The sequence below is a fragment of the Micrococcus sp. MS-ASIII-49 genome, from assembly GCF_000946635.1.
In the GTDB taxonomy this organism is placed as follows: Bacteria; Actinomycetota; Actinomycetes; order Actinomycetales; family Micrococcaceae; genus Micrococcus; species Micrococcus luteus.
This window is the reverse complement of record NZ_JXSP01000144.1, coordinates 1-17727: the sequence shown is the minus strand read 5'-3', so window position 1 is coordinate 17727 and position 17727 is coordinate 1. Positions and strand designations below refer to the sequence as shown.

Below are 17727 nucleotides of genomic sequence, written 5' to 3'. Positions count from 1 at the left end.
GGAGCCACACCCGGGCGACGTCGGGCAGGGCGGTGAGCCCGTCGAGGGCGGCGCGCCACAGCCCGCGGGCCTCCTCGCGCGGCAGCGACCGGACGGTGCGGTACCCGCTCGCGGTGGGCAGGGTCCCGGCGAGCACGGCCGCCGCCCACGGCTCGTCCACGACGACGCCGAGGCGGGCCGCGCCGGTGGCACTTCGGAGGCGGGGCAGGGCGTCCTGCAGTCCCTCGAGATAGGACTCGGCGACGTCGCGGCGGGCGCCGTGGTCGCCGAGGACGCGCTCTCCCCCGGGCAGCCAGAGGCCGGCGAGCAGGCTGAGCGGACCGCGCACCCGCACGGCCAGACGTTCGACGACGGCGCCCTCGGCCCCCGCGGTGTCCGCCCAACGGTGTGCGTCCTCGCGCCAGAAGGAGACGGCGCGGCGTCGGTCGCGGCCGGAGCCGGCGGCCCCGGGCGGGCTGACCCGCCAGCCGTGCGGCTGCAGGTCGACGGCCAGCTCCTGCAGGAGGGCGGCCGAGCGGCCGGTGGCCTCGGCGCCGGGTCCGCGATCGGGCAGCTCGGGGAGCACCGGCCAATGGTCCGCGCCGAGCTCGCCGAGCGTGACGCGCTGCGCCTCGGCGACGTCGGTGCCGCGCCACGGCGTGCCGCCGAGGGCGACGGGGCCGGTGGCGCCGCCGTCGTGGGCGGCCTCAGTCATCCGCGTCCCCGGAGCCCGCCCCCGGCTCCGCCTCGGCGTCCGGCCGGCCCTCGGCCGCCAGCGCGCGGTGGTGGCGGATGACCTCGGCGATGATGAAGTTCAGGAACTTCTCGGCGAACGCGGGCTCGAGGTCCGCCTCGAGCGCGAGCCGGTGCAGCCGCGCGATCTGGGCGGCCTCACGCCCGGGGTCCGAGGGCGGCAGGTCGTGCCGGGCCTTCAGCGCACCGACCCGCTGCGTGAACTTGAACCGCTCGGCCAGCAGGTAGACGAGCGAGGCGTCGATGTTGTCGATGCTGCCGCGGATCGCGAAGAGCTCGTCGAGGACCGCCGGGTCCGCGGTGCCGGGCAGCGAGCTGGCGTGGGGGTCGTAGTCCGGGCTCATGGCCGAAGCCTACGCATCCGCGGGGGCGGACAGCCGGGCATTGCGAGCGGTGTCGATGGTGGCCTGGCCGAGCACGCGGGTGCCCCGGTACAGGACGGCCGTCTGACCGGGAGCCACGCCGCGCAGGGGGCGCACCGGCTCGATCTCCCACCCCGGATGCCCCGCCGCATCCGCGCGCTGGCGGGCGCGGGCTTCGACGATCTCGCCGTGGGCCCGGAACTGCAGCGCACAGTCGAACCAGGCACCCGTGCGGGCTTCGGGCACCGGGGCGCCGGCCCACGACGGTCGGATGCCGGTGATGCGGTCGACGTCGAGCAGCTCACGCCCGCCGACGACCACGGTGTTCTCCTTGGGCCGCACCTCGAGCACGAACCGGGGCTTGCCGTCGGGCGCGGGACGGCCGATGGCCAGGCCCTTGCGCTGGCCGACCGTGAACGCCTGGGCGCCCGCGTGGGTGCCGAGCTCCTGTCCCTCCGCGTCCACGATGGGGCCGGGGGCCAGGTCGATGCGCTCGGCCAGCCAGCCGCGGGTGTCGCCGTCGGGGATGAAGCAGATGTCGTGGGAGTCCGGCTTCGCCGCCACGGACAGGCCGCGCTCGGCCGCCTCGGCGCGCACGAGCTCCTTGGACGGCGTGTCCGCGAGCGGGAAGAGGCAGTGGGCGAGCTGATCCGCGGTCAGCACGCCGAGCACGTAGGACTGGTCCTTCGCGTCGTCCGCGGCGCGGTGCAGCTCCAGCGAGCCGTCCGGACCGGGCCGCACGGCGGCGTAGTGGCCGGTGCAGACGGCGTCGAAGCCCAGCTCGAGGGCGCGCTCGAGCAGCGCCGCGAACTTGATGCGCTCGTTGCAGCGCATGCACGGGTTGGGCGTGCGGCCGGCCTCGTACTCGGCCACGAAGTCGTCCACGACGTCCTCCGCGAACCGCTCGGAGAAGTCCCACGTGTAGAAGGGGATGCCGAGCCGCTCGCACGCGCGCCACGCGTCCGAGGCATCCTCGATGGTGCAGCAGCCGCGTGAGCCGGTGCGCAGGGTGCCGGGCATGCGGGACAGGGCCAGGTGGACGCCGACGACGTCGTGCCCGGCGTCCACGGCACGCGCCGCGGCGACGGCGGAGTCGACTCCCCCGGACATGGCGGCCAGGACCTTCACGGGCGGACTCCTCTCTCGACGGCGGACGGGCGGTCCAGTCTAGACGCCCGGCCCCAGCAGCGTCCGCAGCGCGTCGATGAGCGCGGCCGCCTCGGCCGGCGTCGTCGTCCGGCCGAGGGTGAACCGCTGGGTGGCCCGCGCGTCGGCCTCAGTCCGCCCCGGCAGGGCCGCGACCACGTGCGACGGCTCGGCCACCCCGGCGGTGCACGCCGACCCGGACGAGGTGTCCAGCCCGGCCATGTCGAAGGAGAACAGCAGCGCGTCCGCCGTCCGGCCCGGCACGGTGATGTGGACGTTGCCGGGCAGTCGGCGCGTCCCCGGCGGCAGCGGCTGCCCCGTCGCCGGGTCGAGGTCCCGCGGCCCGGTCAGGCGCACCCCGTCCAGGGCGTCGACGGCGGCGATCACCTCGTCCCGCAGCCCGCCCAGGCGGGCGGCCTCGGCGGGCTGCTCCGCGACGGCCTCCGCCACGGCGGCCGCCAGCGCGGCGGCCAGGGCCACCGACACCGTGCCCGAGCGCAGGCGGCGTTCCTGGCCGCCGCCGTGCACGACGGCCTCCAGCGTGACGTCCCGGCGCACGAGCAGGGCGCCGACCCCCACGGGGGCGCCGACCTTGTGCCCCGAGACGGCCAGGGTCGCAGCCCCGGACGCGGCGAAGTCCACGGGCACCGCCCCGAGGGCCTGGACGGCGTCGGTGTGCAACGGGACCCCGTGGTCGGCCGCGAGCCGGGCGGCCTTCGCGACGGGCTGGACCGTGCCGATCTCGTTGTTGGCCCACATCAGCGTGGCCAGGGCGGTCCGCTCGGGCGCGGTCGCCAGCGCGGCCCCCCATGCGGCGAGGTCGACCCGCCCGTCGTCGTCGACCGGGACGAGCACCGGCTCGGCGCCCTCGTGCGCGGCGAGCCAGTCCACCACGTCGAGGACTGCGTGGTGCTCGATGCCGGTCAGCACGATCCGGGTGCGCTCCGGCGCGACCGCGCGGCGGGCCCGGTACAGCCCCTGGACGGCGAGGTTGTCCGCCTCGGTGCCCCCGGACGTGAGGATCACCTCGGAGGGGTGCGCCCCGAGCGCCGCGGCGATGCGCTCCCGCGCCTCCTCGAGGTGCAGCTTGGCCCGGCGGCCGGAGGCGTGGAGGGAGGCCGGGTTGCCCGGCAGCGCGGCCGCCTCGGCCAGGGCCGCGAGCGCGGTGGGGCGCACCGTCGTGGTGGCGGCGTGGTCCAGGTGCACGCGGTCCGGGGTGGTCACCCGGCCAGTCTAGGAGCCGCGCCGGATGTGCACCGGCTCAGTCTCGGGCGAGGAACCGCTCGACGTCACGGGTCGGGCCCAAAAGGAGGATCGTGTCCTCGGGCTCGAGGACGTAGTGACTCGGCGGGTAGAGCCACGTGTCGCGGCTGCGGACGGCGACCACGCGTATGCCCCGCTCCCCCGCGAGTCCGGTGGCTCGCAGGTCCCTGCCCAGCAGGCGCGACGGCGGCGTGGCCCGGACCATGGCCAGGCCCGGCTCGACCTCGACGAAGTCCTGGAAGGACGTGCTGACCAGGTGCGCCACGCGGCGGCCCATGTCCCGCTCCGGGTGGACCACGTGCTCCACGCCGAGCTGACGCAGGATCTCGCCGTGGCGGTCGTCATTGGCCTTGGCCCAGAGCTGGTGCGTCCCGAACCGCCGCATCAGCGAGACGGTGAGGATCGAGTCCGCGAGGTCGCCGCCGATGGCGACGACGACGTGGTCCATCTCGTGGACCGAGAGCTGGCGCATCGCCTCCTCGTCCGTGCTGTCCGCGCGGACGACGTGGGTCAGCCGGCCGTTGAGCGCCTGGACGGCCTCGGCATCGGCGTCGACCCCCAGCACGTGGCAGTCGGACTCCATGAGCTCGCGGGCGACCCCGGAGCCGAACCGGCCGAGCCCGAGGACGGCCACGGTGGGGCGGTCGCCCCGGCGGGGGGCGAACAGGGAACGGGTGAGATCAGCCAATGAGGGGCCTCTCCTTCGGGTACTCGAAGTGGCGGGTGCGGTCGGTCAGGGCCAGGCTGCCGGCGACGGTGGCGGGGCCGATGCGGCCGACGAACATGAGGAGCATGAGGATGCCCTGCGCGGCCGGCGGCAGCTGGGCGGTGATGCCGGTGGACAGGCCCACCGTGCTGAACGCGGACACGCACTCGAACAGGATCTGGTCGGTCGTGAACGAGGACAGGCCCATGAGCGCCATCGTGGCGACGGCGATCGCGGTCGCGGAGAGCATGATCACGGTGATCGCCTCGCGGTGCGTGGTCCGGGAGAGCCGGCGGCCGAACGCATGGACGGCGCCCTCCCCCCGGATCTCCGCGAGCACGATGAACAGCAGGACGCTCGCCGTCGTGATCTTCACGCCCGAGGCGGTGCCGGCGGGGCCGCCGCCGATGAACATGAGCACGTCGGTGGCGAAGAGCGTCACGGGGTGCATCTGCCCGTAGTCCAGGGTGTTGAAGCCGGCGGTACGGGTCGTGACGGACTGGAAGAACGCCGCGAGCACGCGCGAGGCCGGGTCCAGACCGCCCAGGGTCCGCGGGTTGGACCACTCGAGGACGAGGTACATGAGCGTGCCGCCCACCAGCAGCACCGCGGTGCCCACGAGCACGAGCCGGACCGTGAGGTTCCACCGCTCGGGTCGGCGCAGGTCTCGCCGCAGGGTCAGCACGACCGGCAGGCCCAGGCCGCCCAAGATGATCGCCGCCGCGATCGGCAGGCAGATGAACGGGTCCGAGACGAAGCCCATGAGGTTGTCGCTGAACAGCGCGAACCCGGCGTTGTTGAATGCGGAGACCGCGTGGAAGACCCCCTGCCACAGTGCCTGGCCCGGGGACATCCCCGCGCCCAGCCAGAAGCGCAGGCTCAGCAGCAGCGCCACCGAGGCCTCGACGGCCGTGGAGTACAGGATCAGGGCCCGCAGCACCCGGGGCAGGTCCCCGATCCCCTCGGCCCGGGTGGAGGCCGCGGCGTCGAGGCGCTGGGTGAGGCCGAGCCGCCGGAGGATCACCAGCCCCAGCAGCGACGTGAACGTCATGACGCCCAGGCCACCGAGCTTGATGAGGGCGAGGATCACGACCTGGCCCAGGGGTGTCCAGAACGTCTGGGTGTCCACGACGCCGAGGCCCGTCACCGTGGTGGCGCTGGTCGCCGTGAACGCAGCCTCCAACGGGGTGGGCGCGCGGCCCTGATACGAGGCGGGCAGCAGCAGTGCGCCGGTGCCCGTCACGATGGCGACGAGGAAGGACCCGACCACGAGCTGGGTCGGACGGATGCGGGGCCGGCGCGGGCCGACCCGCGGCGACGAGGTGGATGCCACGGGAGGGAAACATAGTCCTCCGGGGGCGCACTGTCACTGTGCGGCGCCGGTGGTTGAATGGCCGGGTGCCGACCCCCTCCGTCCCCCTCGTCCACCCGGTGCACCGGTTCGCCCACCACGAGATCGACTTCCGCCGCCGGATCGTCACGATGGCCGTGGTCAACCGCACCCCGGACTCCTTCTATGACGACGGTGCCGGCGCCGTCCTGGAGGACGCCCTCGCCCAGGCCCACGCCGCGGCGGACGCCGGAGCCGAGTGGGTCGACGTCGGCGGCGTGCCGTTCGCGCCCGGGACTGAGCTCGACCCGGCCGAGGAGGCGGCGCGGGTGGTCCCCCTGATCGCGGCCCTGCGGAGCGGGGACGGAGCCGGGTCCTCCGAGGCGTCGCGCCGGCTGATCCTCTCGGCGGACACGTTCCAGCCGGCCGTGGCCGAGGCGGCCCTGGCCGCGGGGGCGGACGTCGTCAACGACACCACGGGGCTGTTCCACGCGGACCTGGGCCGGGTGGTGGCCGCCGCGGGCGCGCACCTCGTGGTCACCCACTCCCTCGCCCACGTGCACGGACCCCGGGCCGTGGTCCCCCGGCCGACCTACGGCGACGTCGTCACGGAGGTCCGCGACCACCTGCGGCGCACCGTCGACCGGGCCGTGGCGCTCGGCGTCCCCGAGGAGAGGATCATCGTGGACCCCGGCCACGATCTGAACAAGAACACCCGGCACACCCTCGAGATCACGCGGCGGCTGGACGAGATCGCCGCCCTGGGGCTGCCCGTGCTGGCCGCGGTCTCGAACAAGGACTTCATCGGCGAGAGCCTGGACCGGCACCGGCACGAGCGCCTGCCCGGCTCGCTGGCCGCGGCCGCGGCCTGCGTGTACGGCGGCGCCCGGATCCTGCGCATGCACGACGCCGACGCCTCCGTCTCGGCGGCCCGCATGCTCGAGTGCGTGTTCGGGTGGCGCGAGCCGGCGCGCCTGGTCCACAACATGGGGGCGGAGAACCCGCCGCCGGACCGCAGCACCCTGGCCGAACACCGCGCCCACCGCGGGGGGCGGGCATGAGACGGCTGACCGAGACCGGCCCCGGCCTGGACGACGACGCCCTCCGCGCCGCCCTCGCGGCCCCGGCGGCCGAGGACACCGGCCCCGGACCCTGGGTCCGCGTCGTGTTCATCGCCTCCGCCGACGGTGCGGCCACCCTGGACGGCCGTGCGGGCGGGCTCGGCTCCCCCGCGGACCAGCGCCTGCTCTCGCTGTCCCGGCACGACGCCGACGTCGTGCTCGTGGGGGCCGGGACCATCCGGGCCGAGGGCTACGAGGGAGCGCTGCTGTCCGATGCGGACCGGCGTCGACGCGCGGAGGCCGGCGGGCCCGCGGACCCGCCCGTGGCCGTGGTCAGCGGCAGCCTGGACCTGGACCCGGCGTCCGCGTTCTTCACGGCCGCCCCGGTGCGCCCCTGGATCCTCACGTCCCGGGCCGCCCTCGCGGCCGAGCCGGAGCGGGCGGCGGCGCTGGCCGCGCACGCGGACGTGCTGACGGTCGGCGAGGAGCACGTGGACTCCGAGACCATGGTGGCGACCCTGCACGCGCGCGGCGCCCGCGTCGTCCACTGCGAGGGCGGACCGCGCCTGTTCGGCAGCCTCGCAGCGGCCGGCCTCGTGGACGAGGTGCACCTCACCGTGGCGCCGCTGCTGGCCGGACCCGCCGCCGGCCGCGTCCTGACCGGTGAGGACGGCCCCGGCCTCCCCGCCCGGCTGCAGCTGGTCCAGGTGCTCCACGACGACGGCATGCTGTTCCTGCGCCTGCACCACGAGCGGCATGCCTCCCCCGGCCCGGACCCCACGCCGTGAGCGCGGCCGAGGAGCACCGCACCGCCTACGAGGTCCTCGGCGTGCCCCGCGACGCGACCGCCGAGGAGGTCCGGCGGGCCTACCGCCGCGCGGCCCGGGCCGCCCACCCCGACGTCGGTGGCGACCCCGCCGCCTTCCGGGCCGTGACGCGGGCGTGGGACCTGCTCGGCGACGCCGAGGCCCGGCGCCGGTACGACCTCTCGCTGCCCGACCCGGACGTCGGTCCCCGCGGCCCCCGCGCGACGGCCGGACCAGGGCGGGCGAGACCGTCGGGACGGTCCGGACCCGGCGGACGTGCCGCCCGCCCCGTGCGCTACGAGCCCCCGCCCGGCGAGGCGGAGACGGACCCGACCGTGCTGGACCTGCCGCGATCGAGCCAACGCGTCCACGGGGCGCCGCGGCCGCGCGGCATCCTGCCGGACGAGCACCGGGTGCTGCGGCAGGCCCGCACCCTCGACGTGCTGCTGCGCCACGTGGCGGACGCGCTGCCGGCCGCCCGGGTCCTGACCGGGCTGCGGCTGGGCGGGCGCTGGGGACGGCACCTCGACGTGGACCACGCGGTGCTGTGCGGCCATCGCCTGGCGCTGATCGGCTCCGTCATGGTCCCGGAAGGGACCTACACCTGGGACGGGGCGGACCTGCGCTCCCGGAGCCGTCCCGTGGCCCCGCCGCTGCTCGGCCCCGCGATGATGGCGTGGCAGCAGGCCCTGCCCCAAGTCACCGTCGGCGGATTCGTGCACGTGATGACGGACCGCGACGCGCGGCACGCACCCGTGATCCGCCACACGCGCGGCGCCGACGCGCCGGAGGCGCAGGCCGACCTGCTCACCGCCCCGCCCGCACCCGGGATCGCGTTCGCGCGCGAGGTCGCGCTCTTCCTGGGCACCGGCACGGACCCGGACCTCGTGGACCGGCGCGCGCTCGGCGCGCTGGTCGACCGGCTCCACTGAGGCACGCCCCCGCCCGGCGGCGCCCCACTAGGCTGGGCGCGTGCCCGACTCCCCCACCCCACCCCGACCGAACCCGCACGAGGGCGCCGACCGCGCCCCGGCGCCCGGCACCCCCGGCTTCCGGATCCTGCTGCTCACCCCGGAGATCCCCGGCAACACCGGCAACGCGATCCGGCTCGCCGCCCTCACGGGGGCCGAGCTGCACCTCGTGGAGCCGCTGGGCTTCGGGTTCGAGGACGCCCACCTGCGCCGCGCCGGCCTGGACTACCACGACCTCGCGGTGGTGACGGTGCACCCGGACCTCGACGCTGCGCTCGCGGCCCTCGCCCCCGCCCGTGTGCTGGCCTTCACCGCGCGCGGGTCCGTGCGGCACGACCGGGTCGCCTACCGGCCCGGCGACGTGCTGCTCTTCGGCCGCGAGTCCACCGGCCTGCCCGAGGAGGTGCTGACCGATCCGCGGGTCACCGAGACCGTCTGCCTGCCCATGCAGCCGGCCCGTCGGTCCCTGAACCTGGCGAACGCCGTCTCCATCGCCGTGTACGAGGCCTGGCGCCAGCACGACTTCGCCGGGTCCGCTGCCCGCCCCGATTCCCTAGACTGAGGCCACCATGCAGACTCCTGACGCGTCCGAGCCCCACGCCGACCGCCCCGATGACGCCGGCCAGCCCGCCCTGGACACCCTCCTGCGCCGCAGCGCCGAGGGTGACCGGGCCGCGTTCTCCGCGTTCTACGACGCCACGGTCCCGTGGGTGCACGGCCTGGCCGAAGCGATGTTCGGCCCCGGCGACGACGCCGCCGCGGCCACGGTCCGCACCTACCTGACGGCATGGGAGGAGGCCTCCGAGGCCGGGCTCGACCTGAGCGAGCGTGACGACGCGACCCACCGCGAGCGCCAGGTGTTCACGTGGCTCGAGGTCCTCGCCCACCGCGTGATGACCTCGCTGCGCCGCGCCGGCGGCTCCGCGGCGGAACGTGGGCGTCGTCCCGGCCCGGCCGGGCCCGCGCCGTTGCCCGAGGACCTCGTCGACCGCGTGGCCCCGGACGCCTACGAGGCCGTGCGACTGGCGTGGCTGGGCGGCTGCACCGACCGGGAGGTCGCCGATCGGCTGGGTCTGCCGGCCGACCAGGCCCGCACCCTCCTGCGTGACGGCGTGCGGCAGGTCGTGGCGGCCCGCCGCGACCTCACGCAGGACGCCGCCCGGCCGTCCGCGCCGGCCCCGGCGACCGGCCCGGCACTCGGCGCGGACGTGCGCGAGGACGTGGACGCCGGCCGCGCACTCGAGCTGGCCGACCTCTCGGCTGTGCACGCCCTCGACACGGCCGGGCACACCGCGGCCTTCTCCGCCGTGCAGCGGCGGGGCGGCGAGCTGGCCCGGTGGCGCTCCCGGGTGGACGGTGCGCGCCAGGCGGTGGCCTGGGCGTTCCGGTCCGTGACGGCCGAGCCGCCGTCGGCCCTGCTCGACGAGGTCCTGCGTCGCCTGCCCGCCCAGGACGTGGGCATGGACCTGATCGGCGACGAGTCCGCCCCCGCCGGCCCGCCGCGGGACCGCCTGCGCTGGCTCAAGGTGACCGCCCTCCTGCTGCTCGCGGCCCTCGTGCTCGGCGTCGGCGGGTGGACGGTGTGGAGTCAGTTCACGCGGCCGGGCATCGTGCACCGCATCGACCAGTCGAAGGACCTGTTCACGACCTCGGAGTACCCGGCCCAGGACGGCGGCACGGTCCAGGCGTTCCTGTCCCGGGAGCAGAACAGCGGCTACCTGACGATCAGCGGGATGCCCCAGCTGCCGGAGGGTCAGTCCTACCAGCTGTGGCTCTACCCCTCGGACGGCACGGCCCCGGCCTCGCTCGGCACGTTCGACGCCAACGGCTTCGGCGAGCCCGTCACCTTCCGGGGACTGGACCGCTTCGCGGCGATGGGCATCTCCGTGGAGCCCAGCTCGGGCTCGGAGGTGCCGACGTCGGAGCCCGTCGTCGGCGTCGACCTCGACCCCACCGCGCAGACCGGCCCGCGCTACGGCGGGCGACCGAGCACCAACTGAGAGGTCCCGCAGGGGGAGGGTTCAGAACCCGGCGATGGTGCCCGGGCCGTTGACCGTGACCAGGTGGAACGCCTCGGCGTGGCCCGGACCGGCGGCCGGGCCGGCGGCGTGCCGGTGGTGCTCGGCCATCTGGGCGAGCACGTGCCGCCGCATCGCGTCGACGTCCGGGTGCTGGGAGAGGTGGGCGTCGAGGGCGCGCAGCTTCTGCTCCGCCAGGCCCGTGACGTCCACGACCGTGTTCCGGCGCGCGGCGGGGGCGGTGTACAGCAGCAGGTTCCGGACCTTGAACGCCTCCAGCCCCTCCGCCGCGAGCTCCGGGTACGCGTACGGGTTCTCGGCCGCCGGGTACGCGGCGCGCACCACGGCCTCGCCGCAGGCGAGGTGGTCCGGGTGGGCGGCCTGCATCCGCTCCCAGTCCCGCTCCGGGTGGGTGCTGAGCACCACGTCCGGGCGGACGCGGCGCATCAGCGCCACGAGCTTGCGGCGCACGCCGTGGTCCGGCTCGAGGTGTCCGTCGCGCTCGCCGAGGAAGTGGACCTCGGCGGCACCGACGACGGCGGCGGCCGCGCGCTGTTCAGCGTGCCGGCGGGCGGTCATCGCCTCCGGGCCCTCCGAGTCGAAGCCGCCGGCGTCCCCGTCCGTCACGATGCACAGCTCGATGTGCAGCCCGGCCGCGCGGAAGCCGGCCAGGGTGGCGGCGGCCCCGAAGTCGAGGTCGTCCGGGTGGGCGCCGACGGCCAGGACCCGGCGCCAGCCGTGGTGGGCCGCGAGCGCGGCGGGGGTGGTGAGCGTGGTGGTCACGAGCGGGTGTCCTCCGTGAACGTCACCTCGGTCGTCTGCTCCGCGCCGTCGCGGAGGTAGGTGACGTCCACCGAGTCTCCCACGCGGTGCTCGCGGACGACGGCGGTGAGGGACTCGGAGTCGATCACCGCGCGGTCGCCGACGGCGGTGATCACGTCGCCCTCCTTCAGCCCGGCCGCGTCGGCCGCCGACTCTCCCACGACCTGCTGGACGCGGGCGCCGTCGCTGAACACGGTCCGGGCGTTCTCGCTGCCGCCCTGCACCTCGGCGGGCTCCGGGGTGACGCTCACGCCGAGCATGGCATGCGTGGCCTTGCCGTGGTCGATCAGGTCCTGTGCGACCCGCTGGGCGTAGTCCACGGGGATGGCGAAGCCGACCCCGATGTTGCCCGCCTCGCTCGGGTCCTGGCCGGCCGAGGCGATCGCGACGTTCACGCCCACCAGGCGACCCTCGGCGTCGACGAGCGCGCCTCCGGAGTTGCCGGGGTTGATGGCCGCGTCGGTCTGCAGCACGTTGATGTACACCTCGCCCCGGGTGCCCTGCGGGGTGCCCGGCAGCTGGAAACGGTACTGCTCGGCGCCGGAGGACGAGCCGGAGCTCTCGCCCTGCGGCTCGGGCGCCTCGGAGGACGCCACCGCGATGGTCCGGTCCAGGGTGGAGATGATCCCGTCGGTCACGGTGTTCGGCAGGCCCAGGGGGGCGCCGATGGCGACGGCCTCGTCCCCGACCTTCAAATCCCCGGACCGGCCGATCTGGATGGGGGTGAGGTCCGGGGCGTCGATCTTGATGACGGCCAGGTCGGACAGCGGGTCGGTGCCCACGACGGTGGCAGCGTAGACCTCCCCGTCCGAGGTGCGCACCGTCAGCTCGGCGTCGTTGTCCTGGCCGCCGAGGGTGACCACGTGGGTGTTCGTGAGGATGTGCCCCTCCGTGTCCAGGATCGACCCGGAACCGGAACCGGAGGCGGAGCTCGACGTCGCGGAGATGGTCACCACGGAGGGCAGCGCGGTCCTCGCGGCGTTCCCGACGGCGGTGTCCGCCACGGGCTGTCCCCCGGCCTCGGCCGAGGTGTCCGTCGCCTGCGAGGAGGAGGAGCTCGCGGCCTCGGAGGCGGCCTCGCCGCCGTCCTCCGCGACCGCGCAACCGGAGAGCCCCACCATGAGCACGGCTGCGGCGAGCAGGCCCGCCCCGGCACGGGCGCGGGACTGGGGCCGGGGACGCGCGACGGTGCGGGCCGTCGGCACGGGGGGCTGGGTGGGGGCGGCGGTCTGGTCCACGGGGTCCTCGCTTCGGGTCGGGCCCCGGGCGGTCGACACAGACGCCCGTCGTCTTGCGGACGCGCGCCCCGGGGCACGTCCACGCTAGCGTGCATGACTGAACGCCGCCTAGAGGCCGAACGTCCGCTCCTCCCACGGTCCCGGCCGCGCCGGATCCCTGGTGCCCGATTCCCACGCCGCCCTACACTCAACCCCAGGATCCGGCGGGTCCGCCCGGTGCGGCGGCTCGCCTCCGCCGTCGAAGGAGACCCCGCATGACCGTGCCCACCCGCCCCGCCGATGTCGGCCGTCTGGCGCGCGCCGTGACCGCCGCGGGTCTGGGAGGCCTGGGCCTCCTGGTGGCGGCACCCGCCTCGCACGCCGTGACGGTGCCGCCGGGCGTGTACGTGGTGGACGAGGCCGGGGTGCTCTCGACCTCCGATGAGCAGCGGCTGACCCAGGAGATCCAGGACCTGCGCCGGGACACCGGGCAGGGGCTGTACGTCGTCTACGTGGATGAGTTCAGCACGGACGCCCAGACGCTGGCCCAGGACGTGGCGCGCCAGCGCGGGCTCGGGACGAACGACTCGGTCCTGGCGATCGCGGTCGAGGACCGCGCCTATGGGCTGGACAGCGGCGGGGACGCGGACCTGCAGAACCAGGTGACGCGCACCTACGTGGGCCCGGAGCTGTCCAAGATCGGCACGGACCCCGGCTCGGCGGAATGGCTCGCGGCGGGCACCGCCGCGGTGCAGGGGCTCGACGACGCCGCCGACGGCACGCTCGACGGCACGGGGGCCAGCGGGGCCGAGTACGATCCGGCCGGTGCCCTGCCGGCCGGCACCGCGGGCGACGGGAGCACGGCCCAGGGCGCCTCCGGCGGCGGGGCCCTGACGGCGGTGCTCGGCGCGGGCGCGGTGGCCGCGGCCGTGGGCGGCGGCGTGCTCGTGGCCCGCAGCCGGAGGCGCACGCAGGGCGGCGCGGTCGAAGGGGGCCGCACCGAGGAGGTCCGCCGCGACCCCCTCGACGAGCTCAGCGTGGAGCAGCTGCGCACCCAGGCCGGCTCGAAGCTCGTGGCCGCGGACGACGCCATCCGCTCCTCGGAGCAGGAGCTGGGCTTCGCCGAGGCGTCCTACGGGGAGAAGTCCGTGGCGACGTTCCGCGAGGACATCGATCGGGCCAAGGAGCACATGCGGGCCTCGTTCCAGCTCCAGCACCAGCTCGACGACGAGATCCCGGACACCGAGGCCGAGCAGCGCGCCTGGCTCAAGGAGATCATCCAGCGCAGCGAGGCCGTGGGTGCGGCCCTCGCGGCGCACAAGAAGGAGTTCGACTCCCTGCGCGACCTCGAGAACCAGGTGCCCGAGGCCCTGGAGCGCGTCGACGCCCGCCTGCCCGAGGCGCGGTCCCGGGTGCAGGAGTCCGAGTCGGCGATCGCCGCGCTGCACGGCCAGTACGCGGAGTCCGCCCTCGCCGAGGTCGCGGACAACGCGACGCAGGCCCGGGAGCGGCTCGAGTTCGTGGAGACCGCCGTCGCGAAGGCGCGGAGCGCGTGGGACGCCCAGGACCGCTCCACGGCGGCGCTGGCCGTGCGTGCCGCCGAGGAGGCGCTCAGCCAGGTGGACACGCTCACGGAGGCGGTGGGCAAGGCCGAGGGGTCCCTGCGGGCCATGCTGGGCAACCTGCAGACGGGCCTCGCCCAGTCCGAGCAGGACGTCGCCGAGGCCGAGGCGCTCGTGGCCAACGGGTCGAACCCCGAGCTGGCCGGCCCGGTGGCGGGGATGAAGAACGCCGTGAACGCGGTGCGCCGAGCCCTCGCGGCCGGCCGCCCGGACCCCCTGGAGCTGCTGCACCAGCTCGAGGCCGCGCACCGCCAGCTCAACACCCCGCTGGCCGGCGTCCGCGACGCTCGCGAGCAGGCCCGCCAGGCCTCCCAGGTGCTCACCTCCACGATCGCCCAGGCACAGGCGCAGATCGACGGCACGGCCGACTTCATCGGCGCCCGACGCGGTGCCGTGGGCTCGGAGGCCCGGACCCGGCTCGCGGAGGCCGACCACACGCTGCGTTCGGCGATCAGCCTCGGCCGCACCGACCCCGTGGCCGCCCTCCAGCAGGCGCAGCGCGCCTCCCAGCTGGCCGAGCGCGCGAGCGAGCTGGCCCGCGCGGACGTCGAGGGCTTCGGCTACGGCCCCGGCATGGTGGGCGGCATGTACGGTGCACGCCCGCGCGCCGGAGTGGGCGGCAGCTTCGGCGGCGGCCTCGGCGGCGCACTGCTCGGCGGCATCCTGATGAACTCGATCCTGAACAGCGGCAGCTGGGGCGGCGGCGGCTTCGGCGGGTTCGACGGCGGCGGCCTCGGCGGCGGCGACTTCGGCGGGTTCGGCGACATCTCCGGCGGCGGCTTCTGACCGCCCCCCCCCCATGAACTCCGGCGCCCCGGGCGCCGGCCCGGCCCGCACGCGCGGGACGGGGTGGACGCAGGCCGACGGTCTGCGCTGACGTGAAAGACCGACGAAAGGCAGACACCATGGTCAAGCAGTCCATCTTCGGCCGCATCAGCACGCTGGCGAAGGCCAACATCAACGCGATGCTGGACAAGGCCGAGGACCCCCAGAAGATGCTGGACCAGATGGTCCGCGACTACACGAACAACATCGCGGAGGCCGAGGCCGCCGTCGCCCAGACGATCGGCAACCTGCGAATGATCGAGGACGACTACCGCGAGGACCAGGACGCGTCCCGCAGCTGGGGCCAGAAGGCGCTGGCCGCCTCCCAGAAGGCCGACGACTTCCGCACCAAGGGTGACACCGCCTCGGCGGACAAGTTCGACAACCTCGCCAAGGTGGCCATCGAGCGCCAGATGGACTTCGAGCGCCAGGCGAAGTCCGCGGAGCCGACCATCGCCTCGCAGCGCGAGATCGTGGAGCGCCTGAAGACCGGTCTGGACCAGATGAAGGTCAAGCGTCAGCAGCTGGTCGCCAAGCGCGACGAGCTGACCGCCCGCGCCAAGTCCGCCCACGCCCAGTCCGCGGTGGCCGACGCCGTGAAGTCGATCGACCTGCTGGACCCGACCTCCGAGGTCTCCCGCTTCGAAGAGAAGGTCCGTCGCGAGGAGGCCCGCGTGCGCGGCCAGCAGGAGATCGCCGCCTCCTCCCTCGACGCCCAGTTCGAGTCCCTCGAGGATCTCGGCGAGAAGACCGAGGTGGAGGCCCGCCTCGCCGCCCTCAAGGCCGGCGGCGCCGGCCAGGCCGCCCTCACCTCGGGCGACGTCGACGCCGACGAGACCCTGACCCTCGACTACGCCGCCGAGGGGACCGCCGAGGAGACCGGCACCGCGCGCGGCTGACCCCGCCCCGCCCCACGGCCCGTCGCCCGGCCCACGCCGGCGCGGCGGGCCGTCCTCGTGCGCCCCGGCCGGTGCCCCTCCCGGACGCGCCCCGGCCCCCGCACTCCTTTGGTACTGTCCCGGGGTCCCTCGGCACACTCCGCGGGACGCCCCCGTCCCCGCACAGAGGAAGAACCCCATGCAAGAGCAGTTCACGGCCTGGTCCGTGCTGGTCGACGCCGGCCTCATCGGCGCGCTCCTGGCCGTGGGCACGCTGGCCCGTGCCGTCATCACGCCCCTCCAGACCCTGATGATCCCGGCCTCCGTCATCGCCGGCATCCTGGGCCTGGCCCTCGGCCCGAACGGCCTGGGCTGGCTGCCGTTCAGCTCCCAGCTGGGCACATACGGCTCGATCCTGATCGTCATCGTGTTCGTGTGCATCGCGCTCACCGACGACTTCGACGTCCGCAAGATCGGCCGCCCCGTAGGCGCGTTCGCGTCCTACGGCGTGCTGATCTACTCCTCCCAGGTGGCCATCGGCGCCCTCGTCACGCTGGTCCTCCTGCAGCCGCTGTTCGACGCGCCCGACTCGTTCGCCGCCCTGCTGTTCGCCGGCTGGGCGGGAGGCTTCGGCTCCGCGGCCGCCGTGGGCCAGGCGTACGCGGCCAACGGTGATGCGACCGTCACCTCGCTGGCCTACACCTCGGCCACCGTCGGCATGATCGTCGGCGTGGTGGGTGGCATCATCCAGGCCAAGATCGGCGCGCAGCGCGGCCACGCGCGGGAGTTCGCGGGCCTGACCTCCATCCCGGAGGAGCTGCGCACCGGGGTGCTGAACCAGGTGGAGGAACGCCCGGTCATCGGCCGGCACACCTTCTCGGCGGCCTCGGTGGAGTCGCTGGCCTTCCAGGTCGGCGTGGTCGCGATGATCGCGGCGGCCGCGCACGGCGTGGTCTCCTGGATCACGGCCGTGTGGCCGAGCGTCGTGGGTGAGGACGGTCCCCAGCTGATCATCCCCGCGTTCGCGATCGCGTTCCTCCTCGGCCTGATCGCCCGCGTCCTGTTCCAGGCCACGAAGACGGCGAAGTTCCTCGACCCGGGCTCGCTGAACTCGGTGTCCGGCACCGCCACGGACATCCTCATCGTCTGTGGCATCGCCGCGATCGCCCCGACCGTGGTCGTGGACTACTGGCAGCCGCTGCTGCTCCTGTTCGTGATCGGCCTCGCGCTGGCCCTGTTCCTGGGGATCGTCGTGGCGCCGCGTGTCATGACCGACGCGTGGTTCGAGAAGCAGCTGTTCACGTGGGGCTGGGCCACCGGCGCCGTCGCCACAGGCGTGGCCATGCTGCGCATCGTGGACCCGAAGCTGAAGTCCGGGACCATGGAGCAGTTCGGCGTGGCCTACATCCCGGTGGTGCCCGTGGAGATCGCGGCCGTGTCCTTCGTGCCGCTGCTGCTCATCGCGGGCCTGTCCTGGGCCGTGGTCGGCATCTGGGGCGCCATCGCGATCATCGCGATCATCGCTGCCGTCTGGCTGCGCCGCACTGATCCTGGCCGCCGCACGCCGGCCCAGCAGGCGGTCCGGGCCTCGAGCCGCTGACGCTCCCCCACCGATCGCCCGAGGGCGGTCAGCTCGCCCGCCGGCACCGTGCCGGCGGGCCGGGGCGACCGGTCCCGGACATGCGAGAAGGCCCCCAGCAGATGCTGGGGGCCTTCTCCTTCTCGTTGCGGGGGCAGGATTTGAACCTGCGACCTCCGGGTTATGAGCCCGGCGAGCTACCGAACTGCTCCACCCCGCGGCGACTTCTAGAACTATACACACCTGTTCCGTCGAGTTCAAATCGGCGTCAGCACCCCGCCATCCGGCGGCCATGCGGCGGCCACCTGCCCCGAAGTGACAGCGGCCCCGACCACGCGCGGTGCGTGGCCGGGGCCGCCGTCGACGGTCCGGCGGGCCCGGCCCGCCTT

15 protein-coding genes, 1 tRNA gene and 1 pseudogene are annotated in these 17727 nt (G+C 75.0%); 8 read left to right on the top strand and 9 right to left on the bottom strand.

Annotated features, from left to right (window positions below; translation table 11 throughout):
- From SJ20_RS09630 to SJ20_RS09605, 6 genes and pseudogenes are all read right to left on the bottom strand, one after another.
- Positions 1-694, bottom strand: a pseudogene (locus SJ20_RS09630) (hypothetical protein); the annotation flags it as partial.
- Positions 687-1076: a chorismate mutase gene (locus tag SJ20_RS09625; protein ID WP_002854878.1), complete on the bottom strand. Its 390-nt coding sequence runs from the start codon at positions 1074-1076 to the stop codon at positions 687-689. The pseudogene SJ20_RS09630 and the gene SJ20_RS09625, both read right to left, overlap by 8 nt.
- 9 nt (positions 1077-1085) lie before the next feature.
- A complete protein-coding gene (mnmA, locus tag SJ20_RS09620) occupies positions 1086-2222 on the bottom strand; it encodes a tRNA 2-thiouridine(34) synthase MnmA (protein ID WP_041105223.1) in 1137 nt (378 codons plus the stop codon).
- Between the two features lie 39 nt (positions 2223-2261).
- On the bottom strand, positions 2262-3464 hold the full coding sequence (locus SJ20_RS09615) for a cysteine desulfurase family protein (RefSeq protein WP_044659772.1): 1203 nt from the start codon (positions 3462-3464) through the stop codon (positions 2262-2264).
- 37 nt (positions 3465-3501) lie between these two features.
- Entirely contained in the window at positions 3502-4191 is a 690-nt protein-coding gene (locus SJ20_RS09610; protein ID WP_044659771.1) for a TrkA family potassium uptake protein, read from the bottom strand.
- On the bottom strand, positions 4184-5542 hold the full coding sequence (locus SJ20_RS09605; RefSeq protein ID WP_044659770.1) for a TrkH family potassium uptake protein: 1359 nt from the start codon (positions 5540-5542) through the stop codon (positions 4184-4186). The genes SJ20_RS09610 and SJ20_RS09605 overlap by 8 nt, the downstream gene beginning before the upstream one ends.
- Positions 5543-5607: 65 nt before the next feature.
- Between SJ20_RS09605 and folP the strand changes: the two genes are divergently transcribed.
- The 5 genes from folP to SJ20_RS09580 are packed head-to-tail and all read left to right on the top strand — an operon-like array spanning position 5608 to position 10377.
- A complete protein-coding gene (folP, locus tag SJ20_RS09600) occupies positions 5608-6600 on the top strand; it encodes a dihydropteroate synthase (RefSeq protein ID WP_044659769.1) in 993 nt (330 codons plus the stop codon).
- The gene (locus SJ20_RS09595; RefSeq protein ID WP_044659768.1) at positions 6597-7388 is read left to right on the top strand and encodes a pyrimidine reductase family protein; all 792 of its coding nucleotides are present in this window, start codon (positions 6597-6599) and stop codon (positions 7386-7388) included. Before folP ends, SJ20_RS09595 begins: the two co-directional genes overlap by 4 nt.
- Complete coding sequence (locus SJ20_RS09590) at positions 7385-8338, top strand: J domain-containing protein (protein ID WP_044659767.1); 954 nt, start codon at positions 7385-7387, stop codon at positions 8336-8338. The genes SJ20_RS09595 and SJ20_RS09590 overlap by 4 nt, the downstream gene beginning before the upstream one ends.
- A gap of 40 nt (positions 8339-8378) precedes the next feature.
- Positions 8379-8939: a tRNA (cytidine(34)-2'-O)-methyltransferase gene (locus tag SJ20_RS09585; protein WP_044659766.1), complete on the top strand. Its 561-nt coding sequence runs from the start codon at positions 8379-8381 to the stop codon at positions 8937-8939.
- A 7-nt stretch (positions 8940-8946) separates the two neighbouring features.
- Positions 8947-10377: an anti-sigma factor domain-containing protein gene (locus tag SJ20_RS09580; protein ID WP_044659765.1), complete on the top strand. Its 1431-nt coding sequence runs from the start codon at positions 8947-8949 to the stop codon at positions 10375-10377.
- 21 nt (positions 10378-10398) lie between these two features.
- Here SJ20_RS09580 and SJ20_RS09575 read toward each other — a convergent pair whose 3' ends face one another.
- The gene (locus tag SJ20_RS09575) at positions 10399-11178 is read right to left on the bottom strand and encodes a PIG-L deacetylase family protein (RefSeq protein ID WP_044659764.1); all 780 of its coding nucleotides are present in this window, start codon (positions 11176-11178) and stop codon (positions 10399-10401) included.
- Positions 11175-12455 (bottom strand): S1C family serine protease, encoded by a 1281-nt coding sequence (locus tag SJ20_RS09570; RefSeq protein ID WP_052833458.1) that lies wholly within the window; start codon positions 12453-12455, stop codon positions 11175-11177. The genes SJ20_RS09575 and SJ20_RS09570 overlap by 4 nt, the downstream gene beginning before the upstream one ends.
- A 254-nt stretch (positions 12456-12709) precedes the next feature.
- Here SJ20_RS09570 and SJ20_RS09565 point away from each other — a divergent pair, with 254 nt between their 5' ends.
- From SJ20_RS09565 to SJ20_RS09555, 3 genes are all read left to right on the top strand, one after another.
- Positions 12710-14842 carry a TPM domain-containing protein gene (locus tag SJ20_RS09565; RefSeq protein ID WP_044659763.1) on the top strand — a complete coding sequence of 711 codons (2133 nt, stop codon included), beginning with the start codon at positions 12710-12712 and terminating at the stop codon, positions 14840-14842.
- 119 nt (positions 14843-14961) lie between these two features.
- A complete protein-coding gene (locus SJ20_RS09560) occupies positions 14962-15780 on the top strand; it encodes a PspA/IM30 family protein (RefSeq protein ID WP_002854906.1) in 819 nt (272 codons plus the stop codon).
- Between the two features lie 178 nt (positions 15781-15958).
- Complete coding sequence (locus tag SJ20_RS09555; RefSeq protein ID WP_041105135.1) at positions 15959-17359, top strand: sodium/glutamate symporter; 1401 nt, start codon at positions 15959-15961, stop codon at positions 17357-17359.
- 125 nt (positions 17360-17484) lie between these two features.
- Here the strand turns inward: SJ20_RS09555 and SJ20_RS09550 are convergent.
- Positions 17485-17558, bottom strand: a tRNA-Met gene (locus SJ20_RS09550).
- Positions 17559-17727 lie beyond the last annotated feature (169 nt).

Bases quoted from the DNA above. Each gene is read 5' to 3' on its own strand.
- SJ20_RS09555 (WP_041105135.1), top strand. From the start codon at position 15,959: ATGCAAGAGCAGTTCACGGCCTGGTCCGTGCTGGTCGACGCCGGCCTC.
- SJ20_RS09595 (WP_044659768.1), top strand. From the start codon at position 6,597: ATGAGACGGCTGACCGAGACCGGCCCCGGCCTGGACGACGACGCCCTC.
- SJ20_RS09560 (WP_002854906.1), top strand. From the start codon at position 14,962: ATGGTCAAGCAGTCCATCTTCGGCCGCATCAGCACGCTGGCGAAGGCC.
- SJ20_RS09580 (WP_044659765.1), top strand. From the start codon at position 8,947: ATGCAGACTCCTGACGCGTCCGAGCCCCACGCCGACCGCCCCGATGAC.
- SJ20_RS09625 (WP_002854878.1), bottom strand. From the start codon at position 1,076: ATGAGCCCGGACTACGACCCCCACGCCAGCTCGCTGCCCGGCACCGCG.
- SJ20_RS09565 (WP_044659763.1), top strand. From the start codon at position 12,710: ATGACCGTGCCCACCCGCCCCGCCGATGTCGGCCGTCTGGCGCGCGCC.